The organism is Aquimarina sp. MAR_2010_214 (assembly GCF_002846555.1).
Taxonomy (GTDB): domain Bacteria; phylum Bacteroidota; class Bacteroidia; order Flavobacteriales; family Flavobacteriaceae; genus Aquimarina.
On record NZ_PJMS01000001.1, the window covers coordinates 896222 to 911292 of the forward strand.

At 31.5% G+C, this 15071-nt stretch carries 15 protein-coding genes; 12 read left to right on the forward strand and 3 right to left on the reverse strand.

Annotation, left to right across the window (positions count from 1 at the left end; translation table 11 throughout):
* Positions 1–23: 23 nt before the first annotated feature.
* The 5 genes from ATE84_RS03895 (at position 24) to purD (ending at position 6280) form a co-directional block, all read left to right on the forward strand.
* On the forward strand, positions 24–1169 hold the full coding sequence (locus tag ATE84_RS03895; RefSeq protein ID WP_101445948.1) for an MraY family glycosyltransferase: 1146 nt from the start codon (positions 24–26) through the stop codon (positions 1167–1169).
* Complete coding sequence (locus ATE84_RS03900; protein ID WP_101445950.1) at positions 1166–2479, forward strand: UDP-glucose/GDP-mannose dehydrogenase family protein; 1314 nt, start codon at positions 1166–1168, stop codon at positions 2477–2479. Before ATE84_RS03895 ends, ATE84_RS03900 begins: the two co-directional genes overlap by 4 nt.
* Before the next feature lies 1 nt (position 2480).
* Complete coding sequence (locus ATE84_RS03905) at positions 2481–3452, forward strand: UDP-glucuronic acid decarboxylase family protein (protein WP_101445952.1); 972 nt, start codon at positions 2481–2483, stop codon at positions 3450–3452.
* Positions 3453–3546: 94 nt separating this feature from the next.
* A complete protein-coding gene (locus ATE84_RS03910) occupies positions 3547–4839 on the forward strand; it encodes an O-antigen ligase (RefSeq protein WP_143273562.1) in 1293 nt (430 codons plus the stop codon).
* A 169-nt stretch (positions 4840–5008) separates the two neighbouring features.
* On the forward strand, positions 5009–6280 hold the full coding sequence (gene purD / locus ATE84_RS03915; protein ID WP_101445956.1) for a phosphoribosylamine--glycine ligase: 1272 nt from the start codon (positions 5009–5011) through the stop codon (positions 6278–6280).
* A gap of 109 nt (positions 6281–6389) precedes the next feature.
* On the opposite strand, the gene ATE84_RS03920 is transcribed toward purD, so the two are convergent.
* Positions 6390–6620: a uracil phosphoribosyltransferase gene (locus ATE84_RS03920; RefSeq protein ID WP_101445958.1), complete on the reverse strand. Its 231-nt coding sequence runs from the start codon at positions 6618–6620 to the stop codon at positions 6390–6392.
* A gap of 126 nt (positions 6621–6746) precedes the next feature.
* On the opposite strand from ATE84_RS03920, the gene ATE84_RS03925 reads away from it, so the two are divergent.
* The 3 genes from ATE84_RS03925 (at position 6747) to ATE84_RS03935 (ending at position 9627) form a co-directional block, all read left to right on the forward strand.
* A complete protein-coding gene (locus ATE84_RS03925) occupies positions 6747–7667 on the forward strand; it encodes a DUF6427 family protein (protein ID WP_143273563.1) in 921 nt (306 codons plus the stop codon).
* Positions 7668–7973: 306 nt separating this feature from the next.
* Positions 7974–8582 (forward strand): DUF4254 domain-containing protein, encoded by a 609-nt coding sequence (locus tag ATE84_RS03930; protein WP_101445962.1) that lies wholly within the window; start codon positions 7974–7976, stop codon positions 8580–8582.
* Positions 8569–9627, forward strand: a complete 1059-nt coding sequence (locus tag ATE84_RS03935) for a glycosyltransferase family 9 protein (RefSeq protein ID WP_233195741.1) — start codon at positions 8569–8571, stop codon at positions 9625–9627. Before ATE84_RS03930 ends, ATE84_RS03935 begins: the two co-directional genes overlap by 14 nt.
* A gap of 37 nt (positions 9628–9664) precedes the next feature.
* On the opposite strand, the gene ATE84_RS03940 is transcribed toward ATE84_RS03935, so the two are convergent.
* The gene (locus ATE84_RS03940) at positions 9665–10717 is read right to left on the reverse strand and encodes a ferredoxin--NADP reductase (RefSeq protein WP_101450823.1); all 1053 of its coding nucleotides are present in this window, start codon (positions 10715–10717) and stop codon (positions 9665–9667) included.
* Between the two features lie 126 nt (positions 10718–10843).
* Between ATE84_RS03940 and ATE84_RS03945 the strand changes: the two genes are divergently transcribed.
* From ATE84_RS03945 to ATE84_RS03960, 4 genes are all read left to right on the forward strand, one after another.
* The gene (locus ATE84_RS03945; RefSeq protein WP_101445964.1) at positions 10844–11182 is read left to right on the forward strand and encodes a PadR family transcriptional regulator; all 339 of its coding nucleotides are present in this window, start codon (positions 10844–10846) and stop codon (positions 11180–11182) included.
* A 7-nt stretch (positions 11183–11189) separates the two neighbouring features.
* Positions 11190–11813: a hypothetical protein gene (locus tag ATE84_RS03950; RefSeq protein WP_101445966.1), complete on the forward strand. Its 624-nt coding sequence runs from the start codon at positions 11190–11192 to the stop codon at positions 11811–11813.
* 312 nt (positions 11814–12125) lie between these two features.
* Entirely contained in the window at positions 12126–13598 is a 1473-nt protein-coding gene (locus ATE84_RS03955) for a DUF5687 family protein (RefSeq protein ID WP_101445979.1), read from the forward strand.
* Positions 13599–13603: 5 nt separating this feature from the next.
* Positions 13604–14341, forward strand: a complete 738-nt coding sequence (locus tag ATE84_RS03960; RefSeq protein WP_101445981.1) for an ABC transporter ATP-binding protein — start codon at positions 13604–13606, stop codon at positions 14339–14341.
* Positions 14342–14345: 4 nt separating this feature from the next.
* On the opposite strand, the gene ATE84_RS03965 is transcribed toward ATE84_RS03960, so the two are convergent.
* Entirely contained in the window at positions 14346–15023 is a 678-nt protein-coding gene (locus tag ATE84_RS03965) for a hypothetical protein (RefSeq protein ID WP_101445983.1), read from the reverse strand.
* Positions 15024–15071 lie beyond the last annotated feature (48 nt).

Below are 15071 nucleotides of genomic sequence, written 5' to 3' on the forward strand. Positions count from 1 at the left end.
ATATTTTCAAAAACTATATTGAATTGAATTTTCTAGAAACAGCAATATTAATTTTTATAGGGTCATTTTTGTTGACATATTTAACGATACCCAAAATTATTGGAGTTGTCTCATATAAAAGATTAATGGATTCCCCTAATGAGAGAAGTTCTCATAAAATCCAAACGCCTAGTTTAGGAGGAGTAGCTTTTTACTATACATTAATTATTGGCTTGTTTTTTATTAGTAGTTGGGACACTAATAGTGAAATTATACATATTATTCCTGGACTTACAATTTTGTTTATTATAGGGCTAAAGGATGATTTGGTTGTTTTATCACCAGGCTCCAAATTAATCGCTCAGATTGCGGCAGTATCTTTTGTTGTTGCTAATAGTGGGTTTACAATACATTCTTTAAATGGTTTTTTTAACATAGAAGAAATACCGTATTACATTTATTTTCTTATTGCAGTATTTATTATGGTAACGATAATAAATTCATATAATCTTATAGATGGGATAGATGGTTTAGCCTCAATTGTAGGAATAGTTATTTTAATTATTTACACAACTATTTTTTATTTAACTAAAGAATATTTTTATGCTTTGATAACTATAAGTTTAGATGCTTGCTTGCTTGCTTTTTTTGGATACAATGTGTCGTCAACCAAAAAAATATTTATGGGAGATACAGGATCACTAATTGTTGGATTTATTATTAGTATTATGACTTTGAAGTTTTTGGCTTTAAAACCATCTTCTTCGGCCGAGTTACCTTTCTTTTTAGAGAATATTCCATTGATTGCAATAAGTATTCTAATCGTGCCACTTTTTGATACAGCCAGAGTTTTTACCATAAGAATTGCAAATAAGAAAAGCCCATTTTCACCTGATCGGAATCATACGCATCATGTCCTTATAGATTATTGGGGCTTATCTCATAAGCAAGCTAGTTATTTAATAGGTGGGTTTAATCTAATTTTTGTAGTATTATTTATTATTCTAGGGAGTACTACTAAGAACTTATGGTTATTCATAATATTGTTGGTTAGTGTAATAATCTTAAGTTTTATTTTCTTTAGGTTTAATTATAATTTTACTTCATTGAAACAGAAGATTTTGTTTAAAAGAAAAGTAAAAGCCATGAAAGAAAATTTGAAACCAAAAAAGGATAAACACAATAAATGAAAATTGCAGTAATAGGAACCGGATATGTAGGTTTGGTAACAGGGACATGTTTAGCAGAAACTGGTAATGAGGTAGTTTGCATAGATATAAATAAAGAAAAGATTCAGAAAATGCGTAATGGTGAAGTTCCAATATACGAACCACATCTGGATGTGCTTTTTGATAGAAATATAAAAGCAGGGCGATTAGCATTTTCTACTTCTTTAGCAGAAGGCTTAGATCATGGAGATGTTGTTTTTTTGGCACTTCCTACACCTGAAGAAGAAGATGGTTCTGCCGATTTATCTTATGTTCTTGGAGTGGCTGATCAAATAGGTAAGTTAATAACAGAATATAAAGTTATTGTTGACAAAAGTACAGTTCCTGTTGGAACAGCGGAAAAAGTATATAAAACAATTGAAAAATCTGCTACATGTGATTTTGATGTAGTTTCAAACCCTGAGTTTTTAAGAGAAGGTTTTGCAGTAGATGATTTTTTAAAACCAGAAAGAATCGTAATTGGATCAAGTTCTGATAGAGCAACAGAACTAATGCAAAAATTGTATAAGCCTTTTGTCAGGTCAGGCAACCCAATTATTGTAATGGATGAAAAATCTGCAGAACTCACTAAATATGCAGCTAATTCTTTTCTGGCTGCAAAGATTACGTTTATGAATGAGATTGCCAACTATTGTGAGAAAGTTGGTGCAGATGTGGATGAAGTAAGAAGAGGGATGGGAACTGATTCAAGAATTGGGAAAAGATTTTTATTTCCAGGTATTGGATATGGAGGTTCATGTTTTCCAAAAGATGTAAAAGCACTTCATAAATCTGGAAAAGAAGTTGATTATGATTTTCAAATCTTAAACTCGGTAATTAAAGTAAATCAAAAACAGAAAATTGCTCTATTGCCAAAGATCAATATGTATTTTAATAATGGTCTTAGAGGCAAAACATTTGCTATCTGGGGATTAGCTTTTAAACCAGAAACAGATGATATTAGAGAAGCCCCATCATTATATCTTATCAATGAATTATTAAACGCAGGAGCAATAATCAAAGCTTTTGATCCCGAAGCGATGGATAATGTTGCAGAAAGGTACGGGGATAAAATACAATTTTCAAAAACTATGTATGAAGCTTTAGAAAATGCAGACTCACTAATCATTTGTACAGAATGGAGTATCTTTAGAACCCCTGATTTTAAAAAAATAAAAAATAGCTTACTATATAAAGTTATTTTTGACGGCAGAAATTTGTATGATATTAATGATATTGAGAAAGAAGGAATTTCTTACTTTTCAATAGGAAGAAAAGACATAAAATTGTAGGATGAAAAAAGTTCTAATTACAGGAGCAGCTGGTTTTCTAGGTTCTCATCTTTGTGATCGGTTTATTAAAGAAGGTTTTCATGTAATTGGTATGGATAACCTGATTACAGGTACACTAAAAAACATTGAACATTTGTTTAAACTAAAACAATTTGAATTCTATCACCATGATGTAACCAAATTTGTTCATGTTCCGGGTGAATTAGATTATATTTTACATTTTGCCTCTCCTGCAAGTCCAATAGATTATCTGAAAATCCCAATTCAAACCCTAAAAGTAGGTTCTTTGGGTACACATAATCTTTTAGGGTTAGCAAAAGAAAAAAAAGCAAGGATTTTAATCGCTTCTACTAGCGAAATTTATGGAGATCCATTAGTACACCCTCAGAATGAAGAATACTATGGTAATGTAAATACTATTGGCCCCAGAGGAGTATACGATGAAGCTAAACGTTTTCAGGAATCGATCACCATGGCCTATCATACTTATCATAAATTAGAAACAAGGATAGTACGTATTTTTAATACTTATGGGCCAAGAATGCGATTAAATGACGGTCGAGTAGTCCCTGCGTTTATCGGTCAGGCATTGAGAGGTGAAGATTTAACAATATTTGGTGATGGATTACAAACACGGTCTTTTTGTTATGTTGATGATTTGGTGGAAGGCATTTACAGACTTCTTTTTAGTGATTATGTATATCCTGTTAATATTGGTAATCCCGATGAGATTACAATCAAAGATTTTGCAGAAGAGATTATAAGGCTTACAAAAACAGATCAAAAAGTTATATATAAACCGCTGCCTACTAATGATCCATTACAGCGACAACCCGATATTACTAAAGCAAAAGAAATTTTGGATTGGGAACCAAAAACAAATAGGTCTGAAGGGATGAAATTTACTTTGAATTATTTTAAAGGTTTCTCTACAGAAGAATTACAAAAAAGTGAACATAGAGATTTTCAATAAAACATTTTTTAATGATTTGTATGTATTATTTAACTGTTATGGTAATACAAATCATTAAAAAACGTTAACTACCTCATAATAGATCTTATAACAAGTGCAATTAGGTAAAATAGTAGTGAAAGCTACCAGCATGTTCTATAGAGAAGATCATTGGGTTGTAATGACCTTTTGGAACAGTTTGTATATTGCCTTTTTTTTACTACCACTAGGAATCAACCTCCCAACACCGTTTTTTATAATTTCAATTATTTTTGGAATTGGAATGATGTTTAGATCTGAAAAGAAATTTGTTTTAGATAAATCATTATTGCTTTTTCCATTGTATTTTATTGTAATGTCCTTGGGGTTGATTTACACTGATAATTTGATCAGTGGATTCGACTTGGTACAACGATCACTTTCGTTATTGTTATTTCCTTTAATTTTTCTGTTTGTTAAAGAAGATGCTACTACCGTAAAAAGGTTATTTGATTTTTTACTTGTTGGACTGGTCGTTTCATTTTGTATTAATGTTTTTAAAGCAGCAGAGAATTTGGTGTGGCATGTTGTTGATGAAAAAGAAAATATAGAAATTTTTTTCTTCTTGGAAGGGGTTGCAAGAGAATGGCATCATTTTTTTGTAGGACCTCTTTTTTCTAGATCAGTTAATACAAATTATATTTCAATCTATATACTTTTAGTATTAAGTTATTATCTCAAAAACAAATTACAATCCAGATTGCAGTTGGCTATTGTTCTTATTTTGTTTTCGTATCTCTTTTTATTAGCTTCAGTTGCTGCTTACCTTATTTTATTTATCATGTCAATACTATTAATTTCTGATATTGCTGATAAGCAGGATAAATACACAATGACAATTATCTTCTTAATGGGAATGTTATTGTTTTTAAATAACCCTAGAATATCTGATTTTTACTCCAGAATGAAAGATTTCAATAGTACAGGAGAGTATTATGATATTATAACCTCAGAAAAATCAAAATTATTAGCATGGGATGCGAGCATCGAATTGATTAAAGATGCCCCTATATTTGGTTATGGAGTAGGAGATGCAAACGATGTTTTGATTGAAAAATATAAGGAACTAAACTACACCCTTAATTATACCAACAAGTATAATGCACACAATCAGTTTCTGCAAACGTATTTACAGTCGGGCATAATCGGATTTGGAGTTTTGGTTAGCATATTCGTTTTATTGGCCATACGTATGAAAAGAAGTCGAAATGAGTTTTCAGTCTTTCTAATTCTTTTTATCTCATTATTGTTCGAATCTATGTTAGTGAGATTTAATGGTATCGTATTCTTTTCTATTGTTACTCCTTTACTTTTAAAAAAGAGAAGTATTTTGAGCAGTAGAATTATCCGAAATGATAATAATACATAAACCTAAAGTGCAATTTTATAAGGTATTTCAATTACTATATAGTGAGGTAACTTATATTATTTATTTGAAAGGCACACCTGTAAAATCATGAGTTTTTATCTAAAAAGAATTAGCTATACAACTACGAATGAACTATTTTTGAATCCTTAAAAACAAGCTATATTAAATCATGAATATTTTAGTACTAGGATCAGGAGGAAGAGAGCATACATTCGCTTATAAAATTAAGCAAAGCCCAATTTGTGATACACTATTTGTAGCACCAGGAAATGCAGGAACGGCTGGTATAGCTACAAATGTGCATATTGCGGTTACAGATTTTCCCGCAATTAAAAACTTAGTGTTGCAAGAGAATATTGAAATGGTTGTAGTTGGGCCAGAAGATCCATTGGTAAAAGGTATTAGTAATTATTTTGCAGAAGACAGTCAATTAAAAAACATTGTAGTTATTGGCCCGTCTAAAGAAGGAGCAAAATTAGAAGGAAGTAAAGAATATGCCAAAGAGTTTTTAATTAGGCATAATATTCCTACTGCAGCCTATCAAAGTTTTACTGCTGATACCGTTGATAATGGAAAGCAATTTTTAGAAACCTTACAGGCGCCCTATGTGCTAAAAGCTGATGGTTTGGCAGCAGGGAAGGGTGTGTTAATCCTTGACGATATAGATAAGGCTAAAGCCGAGCTTGAAAACATGTTAACTAATAAAAAATTTGGTGCAGCTAGTGAGAAAGTTGTGATCGAAGAATTTCTTGATGGTATTGAACTTAGTGTTTTTGTGCTTACCGATGGTAAAAATTACCTAACCTTGCCAACTGCAAAAGATTACAAACGTATTGGAGAAGGAGATACAGGGTTAAATACAGGAGGTATGGGGGCTATTTCACCAGTTCCTTTTGTAGATGATACATTTATGACTAAAATCGAAGAGCGTATTATTAAACCTACTGTACAAGGATTAGAAAAGGAAAATATAGATTACAAAGGTTTTATTTTTATTGGACTTATTAAAGTAGGGGATGATCCAAAAGTGATTGAATATAATGTACGTATGGGTGATCCAGAAACTGAAGCAGTCCTACCGAGGGTAAAGACAGATTTGGTACAATTGTTTCAGCACGTTGGAAATCAATCTTTGGATAAGGTGAGTCTGGAATTAGATAAACGAAGTGCTGCTACCGTAGTAACTGTTTCTGGTGGATATCCAGAGGCTTATGAAAAAGGAAAAGAGATTACAGGTATAGATACTGTTACAAACTCTATTGTTTTTCATGCAGGTACATCTCTTGTAGCAGATAAAGTTGTTACTAGTGGTGGGAGAGTAATCGCTATAACATCATTAGATGAAGATTTTAAAGAGGCCATTAAAACATCATATCAAAGTATAGAAAAACTTAATTTTGATAAGATGTATTATAGAAAAGATCTTGGATTCGATTTATAATATCTCTTCTATATAAGACAATAAAAAGCGTTTAATTCATTATGAATTAAACGCTTTTTTATCTAAGTATTTTCAGACTCCAAGAATTCTTTCTTGTTTTGATGAGGCTTTAATTTAAAAAAGAATGAGCTTTAGGATCTCTATTCTCCTCATTATTGTCATTAAATTTCTTCAATTCCTTCATCCAGTATAGAAAAGCAATAAAACCGATCAACATAAACATCCAATTAAGCATATTGGCACCCGTCCAGTTTTCTAATTCTAATGCTCTAAACCAATCAAATGGAATAAATAATACATCAACAAAAAGAGATTCTATAGCTTCAAAAAAATCTTTCATAACTTGCTCTATATTTCTTTAATAAAAAGTCAGAAGAAGTAAACTAAAAACTTTTTATAAATTAGTTCAATAATATCTAAAGACAATATTGTGTTATTGTCTGGTGCAAAAATATAAAAAATAGTAGTGTTATCAAGCTTTTTTAGTAAATCAAAACCCATTAATTATATTGCTGTAGCATTATATATGGGTATACTCTTTGGTATTGCCCATTATAGAAAGGGTTTTGAGGCAGAAAGTAGTTATGTTTTATTAACTGTTGCGAGTATTTTTTTATACATTATACCAATGCTAGCACTTAATTTTGTTGCGCAAAAAAATGATCTTACTAATAAAGGCACTTTTACAATACTTTTATACGCTTCTCTTACAGCAATATTACCAAATTCATTAATAAACTTTCCCATTTTGTTATCAAATATATTTGTGTTGTTGGCGGCACAAAACATCTTATATATGCGAAATGAAAAAGATATCAAAGCCAAGATTTTTAATGCATCCATCTTTATCGGTTTGGCTTCAATAGCATATTTTTGGAGTATTGGATTTATAATTTTAGTTTTTTTAGGAATACTGTTTTTTGATTCCAAAAACTATCGAAATTGGATTATTCCTTTTATTGGGATTAGTATGATTTATGTATTTGCGAATTGTTTTACACTGTTGTTTTATGATTCTTTTTTTGCGATTACAACCTATATAGACCCAATATCATTTTCGTTTCAGAATTATTTTATAAAAGAACAGTTATTTTCTGTTGGTATAATATCTATTTGTATTGTATTCTTTTTCTCAATATACCTTATCAAGTTTGGTAGGAAAACAGCTAACACAAAACCAATATTAAGAGTTGTTATGACTTATCTAATTGTAGCTATTATAATCGCAGCTATTGCACCAAAAAAAGATACTTCTGAGCTGTTTTTTATTGTAACACCTCTTTCCATAATCGGAACAACATACCTTGAAATGAGTTATCATCAATTTGCAAAGGAAATTAATATTTGGGTATTCATATTAATTCCGTTTACGATTTTATTGTTTTGAAGGTTTATCACGTGATGTAAAACTAACAAATTGGTATTCAGTAATTCAATATAGATTATAATGCATTGATTAATCATATAGAAGAAGACATATAATATTAGGATTTATTATGCAATTTTTACCATTATAGATTAAGCAATCATGTGCTAAATACTATTGTAAAATATGATACCTTTGTATCCGCTAGAAAAGTAAGATTATAACAACAATTTATAATCGGTTTATGGCTCATAAGATAAAATAATATAGAAGGTATAAAGGCGTACAGATTAGAATATTAAACAATTTAGAAAAATAATAGTACAGATGTTTAGTGATAAAGCAAATTCCATTTTCAAAGAAGTTATAGAAAAATACCATGTGATCGATAGTGTAGATCAAGAATTTTCGAATCCCTATGATAGTAAATTACAAGCTATAGAGCATTTACTATATCGAAAATGTTGGATTGATACTGTGCAGTGGCATTATGAAGATATTATACGAGATCCCGAAATTGATCCGATTGCTGCTTTAAAATTAAAAAGACAGATTGATGCCTCTAATCAGGATCGAACAGATATGGTAGAATATATTGATAGTTATTTTTTAGAATTATACAAAGAGATAACTCCAAAAACAGATGCTACCATTAATACCGAAAGCCCAGCATGGGGAGTAGATCGATTATCTATTTTGGCATTAAAAGTATATCATATGCATGTAGAAACAATTCGCGAAGGTGCTACCGATCAACATAAAGCTGCTTGTCAGAATAAATTGAATATATTATTAGAACAACAAGTAGATTTATCTACGGCTATTGATACTTTATTGAAAGATATTGAAAAAGGGGATAAGTACATGAAAGTATATAAGCAAATGAAAATGTACAATGATGACGAATTAAACCCTGTATTGCGTGGAGGTAAGTAATATTGGGAAATCAAAAGAGTTTGAAACGAACGTTCTGGTGATTCGTCTTTCAGCTATGGGAGATATTGCAATGACTGTTCCTGTTTTAAGAGTTTTTAGAGCTACCTATCCCGATGTAAAGCTAACAGTACTTACTCGTAAATTCTTTGAACCCATATTTTCTGATATCGAAAACCTAGAGGTATACCATGCAGATGTAGACCATAAGCATAAAGGCTTTATTGGCCTTACTCGGTTAACGAATGAGTTGAATAAACTGAAGATAAATGCTGTTGCCGATTTACATAATGTATTACGCTCTAATGTGCTTAAAACGCTATTCTCGTTACGAGGGATAAAAACGGTTCAAGTAGATAAAGGTCGTGAAGAAAAAAAAGCATTGACTCGATCAAAAAATAAGGCTTTCAAACAATTAAAAACAACACACCAGCGGTATGCTGATGTTTTTTCTGCATTAGGATATCCTATTGATCTTACAACTCATAAGTTTCCAAAAAAGCAACCGCTAACACCTGAAATTCTTTCTATAACTCAAAATTCGACCAAAAAATGGTTAGGAATTGCACCATTCGCACAGTATGAAAGTAAAACCTACCCACTAGAATTAATGATTGAGGTAATCGAAACCTTGAACAAGGAAGACGGGTTTGAGATTTTCCTCTTTGGAGGAGGTAAACGAGAAATGGATATTCTAAACAATATAGAGAGTAAGTATAAGAACGTAACGAATATAGTTGGTAAATTATCTTTTGAAGATGAATTAAAACTTATAGGTAACCTAGACGCTATGTTATCAATGGATAGTGGTAATGCACATTTAGCAGCGATGTATGGAGTGCCAACAATTACCCTATGGGGTGTGACTCATCCTTTTACCGGATTTATGCCTTTTGGGCAACCTATGGAGCGTGCTATTTTACCAAATTTGGCAAAGTATGACCAGATTCCAACTTCAATTTATGGTAATAAAGTACCTCCAGGTTATGAAAAAGTGATGCATACCATCAAACCAGAAACTGTCGTTGACAAGATAAATAAATTATAAACTTATCATGAATTTTAATCTTGACTGAAACCTATTTTTAGACATCATCAAAATCAACAGTAATTGATGATGAGGTTGGGTGAGCCTGGCAAGCTAATACTAATCCTTCTGCGATTTCTCCATCAGTAAGGATGCTATTTTTTTCCATTACAGCACTACCTTCAGTGATTTTGCAAATACAAGAACTACATACTCCTCCCTGACAAGAATAAGGCGCATCGATATTCTGGTCTAGTGCTGCATCAAGAATTGTTTTTTTCTGATCCATAGTGAAGTTAAACTCTTCATCATCTACCAATACTTTAATATTGGATTTTCCTTCAAGATCAGTATCTATTTCTGTTGCAGAAGCACTACTGGTAAATAGCTCAAAATGGATATTGTCTTTAGTAGTACCGTTCTCTAGTAAAATTGAAGTTACCGTATTGATCATTTCTTCAGGACCACATAGATAAAATGAAGTAAAAGAAATGTCTTTAAATTTATTTTTCAACACGTAATTTACAGTTGACTTTTCTATTCTTCCAAAGTGAGCGTTATCTTCCTGACTTCTACTATATATAAATTCTATAAATAAACGGTTTGAATAGTTTGCTTGTAATTCTAGCAGTTCTTTATAAAAAATAGTTTCTTCTGGTGTCCTATTTCCATATACCAAAACAAAACGACTATTAGGTTCTTCTTCAAGAATCGCCTTGATCATACTCATTACAGGAGTAATACCACTACCTGCTGCAAAAGCAGCATAAGAGTTACTTGCTTGAGCATTAGGAGTAAGTGAGAAATTACCTTCGGGAGTGTGAACTTCGAGTACATCTCCCTCTTTTAATTTGTTATTAGCAATGACCGAAAATGTACCTCCGGTTATTTCTTTAACAGCCACTTTAAGGATATCACTTTTGGGAGAACTACAAATAGAATATGCTCTGCGCACTTCTTTTCCTTCTATAGTAGTCTTAATAGTAATATATTGACCAGGAATAAAAGAATAAGCATCCTGTAGTGCTGTTGGTACCGCAAAAGTAATAGAAACGGCTAGGGGAGTTTCTCTGGTAATATGTTGTATGGATAGCTTATGAAAATCTGACATTACTATTTTTTTTGCAAAAATAGTAAATACAGTAAAAGAGATATGGTTTTCCTTGAAAAATATATACATAAAATACTTATGCATAAATATTTTATGTATATTTGTTAGCAACAAATAATTTTTTGTATGGGCAATTCTAAATTATATAAAGGTAGTCTTACTACCATTATTTTGAAGCTTTTGGAAGAAAGCGAAAAAATGTATGGATATGAGATTACTCAAAAAGTAAAAGAAATTACCAAAGGAGAACTGAATATTACCGAAGGAGCTCTTTATCCAGCACTTCATAAATTAGAGGCCGAGGGATTATTAGATGTAGAAATGCAAAAAGTAGATAATCGTCTTCGTAAATACTATAAGCTTACTCAAAAAGGAACAAGAGAAACCGCTAATAGGTTATCTGAACTTGAAGAGTATATACGTACGATGCAAACCATCATAAACCCAAAATGGAGTATTAATTAGTTGTTATATGAAAAATAAATTAACCAAAGAGGATATACAGTTTATAGATACCTATTTATCAAATTCTGAGATTCATTATGAAGATATAAGGATAGAATTGATTGACCATGTGGCTTCAGAAATAGAAGATAAAATCAATCAAGGAGATACCCGAGATTTCTATTATATTTTTAAAGATTTTATGGTACAAAACAAAACTTTTCTGGAAAAACAAGGGAGTAAGTCTTTTAATTGGAAAATTTTTAGAAGTGTAACTAAACAGTTTTTAAAAAACATGTATTCATGGCAAGTGATTCTTGGCAGTGTATTTTGTTTTTGGATTTTTAAGAATATATATTCCTATTTCCATATCGAAAGTGTTATGAGATTGTTTTTCCCCACTTTTCTTATAGTGATGGTAATGTTTATTCCATTGTTTGTTTTTGGAAAGAAGAAGTTTTCCTTCATCGGCAATTTTGGAGCTTTAATGTCTTTCTTTTTTGCATTAAATTATTATACAGTTCCATACATCGAAGAATCATCACTTTTCTCTTATATTAACTTGGGAATTATGACATTTTTCTTTGTTTGCAGTCTAAAAACAATGCTTTCTCTAGTAATGTTCTACAAAAAACGCTTTGAGATAGTATAAAGTCAAGATGATTTCATTAGATAGGTTTTTTAAAAAAGAATGGGATCGAATATTATGAGAGTGTATGGCAAATTTCCGTTTTCATTCAAAACTTTTTTTGTTTTTGCGTGAGAGATAGTAGCGGTTACCCCACAGTCTGACGGTAGGAAGTACGAGGAGTAAAAGCGAATAACTCGACCCTTGGGTCACGCCCAAAAGATTAAAAAGAAATTTGCCCTGTACACCCCAACCATATCGTATTTGCATTTTTCAATATTTTTTTTGTAACAAAAAGGTGTTTTTGATTACTAAATAGTTAAATACATCTTAACTATGTTTACCCGCTTCATCAATTTACAATGGAAATCTTTTTGGCGATCAGCTTCTTTAACCTCTGGATTATTTATGAAGTTCTTTATGGGGTTTTGGGCACTTTGGTTTATTGTTATGATGGCTTCGGGAGGAATTGGTGCTTTTTTCTTAATTAAAGAAGAGCTTAATCTCGATCCTCTAGAAACAATAAACAGGTTTTTAATATACTGGCTAGTAGTCGATTTATTGTTTCGATATGCATTACAAAAAATGCCAGTTATTAATATTAAGCCTTTGTTGATCCTTCCTTTCAAGAAAAGAAAAATCGTTTCTTTTGCTTTTGGGAAAACAGTGTTCTCATTTTTTAATAGTATCCATGCTTTCTTTTTTATTCCGTTTTCTATTGTATTGATAGGTAATGAATATCCAGTATTTGATGTGTTATTGTGGAATATAGGACTGGCTGCACTAATCTACAGCAACAATTTCCTAAATATTATTTTAAACAAAAAAGACAACCTTATATTTGTCATAGGAGGTGTTTTGGCAATTTTAGGAGGATTACATTATTTTGAATATTTTGATATCACCACGTATACAGCACCATTTTTTAGAGGACTATACGAGATTCCATTTTTGGTATTGATACCTATAGCGATACTATTGTTTTTAATAACCATATCGTTTCGATCCTTTGTAACTGACCTCTATCTGGATGCCGGATTAGCTGCTAAAACTAAAAATGTAAAAACAGAAAACCTGGAGTGGTTAGATAGGTTTGGTAAGACCGCAACCTTTCTTAAAAATGATATAAAACTCATAAAAAGAAATAAACGAGCCAGATCTACAGTTTTGGTGAGTATTCTGTTCTTATTTTATGGATTGTTATTCTTCACAGGATCTGTAGAGACATATGATGGACCAGTTTGGAGGATTTTTGCTGCAATTTTTGTCACCGGTGGATTTCTATTAAGTTTTGGACAGTTCGTGCCTAGTTGGGATAGCTCTTATTATCCTTTGATGATGAGTCAAAATATTCGTTATAAAGAATATTTATCTTCTAAATGGTGGTTGATGGTAATTGCAACATTGATTTCTACAATATTAGCATCCGGGTATTTGTATTATGGATGGGAAGTATATCTTGCTATAGTGGTAGGAGCAATCTATAATATAGGAGTAAATTCTCATGTAGTATTATGGGCAGGAGCTTATGTAAAAACACCTATTGATTTGACCAGTAATAAAAATGCATTTGGAGATAAGCAGGCATTTAATATGAAAACCATGATGTTGGCTTTGCCCAAAATGGTGTTACCCATGATATTATATGCAATAGGTCATTATGCGTATAGTCCTTATGCAGGATATGCTCTTGTAACTGTAGCAGGTATCGCGGGGTTTGCATTTAAAGATGCTGTTTTTAATAAAATTGAAAGGATTTATAGAACAGAGAAGTATAAAACGATCTTGGCATACAAACAAAAAAAATAAGAAACATGATATCAGTACATAACCTTACTAAAACATATACCGGAAATACCGTACTCAATATAGAATCTCTAGAAATACCGAAAGGAAAAAGCTTTGGTCTGGTAGGTAATAACGGAGCCGGAAAAACAACTTTGTTTAGTGCTATATTAGATCTTATTCAACCCACAACAGGGTATATCGAAAATAAAGGAATTAAAGTTAATGAAAGTGAAGAATGGAAATCTGTAACTTCTGCATTTATTGACGAGACGTTCTTGATAGGGTATCTTACTGCAGAAGAGTATTTTTATTTTATAGGAGAACTTAGAGGGCAGAATAAAGCCGATGTAGATGCATTACTATCAGGTTTTGAAGACTTTTTTCACGGTGAAATTTTAGGGCAAAAAAAATATTTAAGAGATCTCTCTAAAGGAAACCAGAAAAAGGCGGGTATTGTTGCTGCGCTTATTGGTAATCCAGAAGTAATTGTTCTAGATGAACCTTTTGCTAATTTGGATCCAACGACACAAATTCGTTTGAAAAAAATAATTAAAGAATTATCTACAGATTCTAATATCACCGTTTTGGTATCTAGTCATGATCTAATGCATGTTACCGAGGTATGCGAGCGAATTGTAGTGCTGGATAAAGGAGAAGTAGTAAAGGATCTTTCTACATCTGAGGAGACGCTTAGAGAGCTTGAAGCACATTTTGGTTCGCAAGATATTCAAGATACGGTTTTGTCAAAACCGTATCTTGAATAAGGTGTTAAGAGTCTTGTGGGCAATAATGAAAAGGGAGATTATTACAAAGGTTTTCATATGGGTTTTGATATCCTTTTATTCTCGAATCACTACCATCAATCCACCCTTCAGAGCACTTATCTGATGGCCAGTTACCATGATTAACTTTGATCATATAACGATTGCTCGTATAATAAACAACTTTTTTGACAAACCCTACATGACCGGGTTCATTAAATGTATCACTATCATTATTTACGTCCATGATTACTGCAGAATATTTAACAGGGCGATTTGAATTTATGAGTGCCATTTTCCCATCTAAACAAACAGTACTAGTATATATTTTTTCATTATCACACATTATCCATGTAGGCATTAGAGTAACTCCATTTAGGTTACCTTTAATCATTACATGAGCAACACAATTTTTACAATGTTCATTCTGTTTTGATGGATTAGTAGTACCAGGAGAATAATATTCGAGAATAGTCAGAATTTGTTCGGGTGTTAGGTTTTTAAATCGTTCATCATTTGATAGATCAGTATAGGGTTTACTTAAATCAACCTTGTAATATTCATAATCTAATTCGGTTTCTGTTCCTTGCAAATAGATTGCTTTATCTTCTTTGCTACAGCTCATAAATAAAAAAGCAGATATGCAGAATATACTTAGATAAAGTTTTATTTTTTGTGGTTTCATAATTGTATGGTTTTAAGTGTGAAATTTTTTTGTGAATTGGTTCAATAT

Bases quoted from the DNA above. Each gene is read 5' to 3' on its own strand.
- ATE84_RS03900 (WP_101445950.1), top strand. From the start codon at position 1,166: ATGAAAATTGCAGTAATAGGAACCGGATATGTAGGTTTGGTAACAGGG.
- ATE84_RS03905 (WP_101445952.1), top strand. From the start codon at position 2,481: ATGAAAAAAGTTCTAATTACAGGAGCAGCTGGTTTTCTAGGTTCTCAT.
- purD (WP_101445956.1), top strand. From the start codon at position 5,009: ATGAATATTTTAGTACTAGGATCAGGAGGAAGAGAGCATACATTCGCT.
- ATE84_RS03920 (WP_101445958.1), bottom strand. From the start codon at position 6,620: ATGAAAGATTTTTTTGAAGCTATAGAATCTCTTTTTGTTGATGTATTA.
- ATE84_RS03930 (WP_101445962.1), top strand. From the start codon at position 7,974: ATGTTTAGTGATAAAGCAAATTCCATTTTCAAAGAAGTTATAGAAAAA.
- ATE84_RS03940 (WP_101450823.1), bottom strand. From the start codon at position 10,717: ATGTCAGATTTTCATAAGCTATCCATACAACATATTACCAGAGAAACT.
- ATE84_RS03945 (WP_101445964.1), top strand. From the start codon at position 10,844: ATGGGCAATTCTAAATTATATAAAGGTAGTCTTACTACCATTATTTTG.
- ATE84_RS03950 (WP_101445966.1), top strand. From the start codon at position 11,190: ATGAAAAATAAATTAACCAAAGAGGATATACAGTTTATAGATACCTAT.
- ATE84_RS03955 (WP_101445979.1), top strand. From the start codon at position 12,126: ATGTTTACCCGCTTCATCAATTTACAATGGAAATCTTTTTGGCGATCA.
- ATE84_RS03960 (WP_101445981.1), top strand. From the start codon at position 13,604: ATGATATCAGTACATAACCTTACTAAAACATATACCGGAAATACCGTA.
- ATE84_RS03965 (WP_101445983.1), bottom strand. From the start codon at position 15,023: ATGAAACCACAAAAAATAAAACTTTATCTAAGTATATTCTGCATATCT.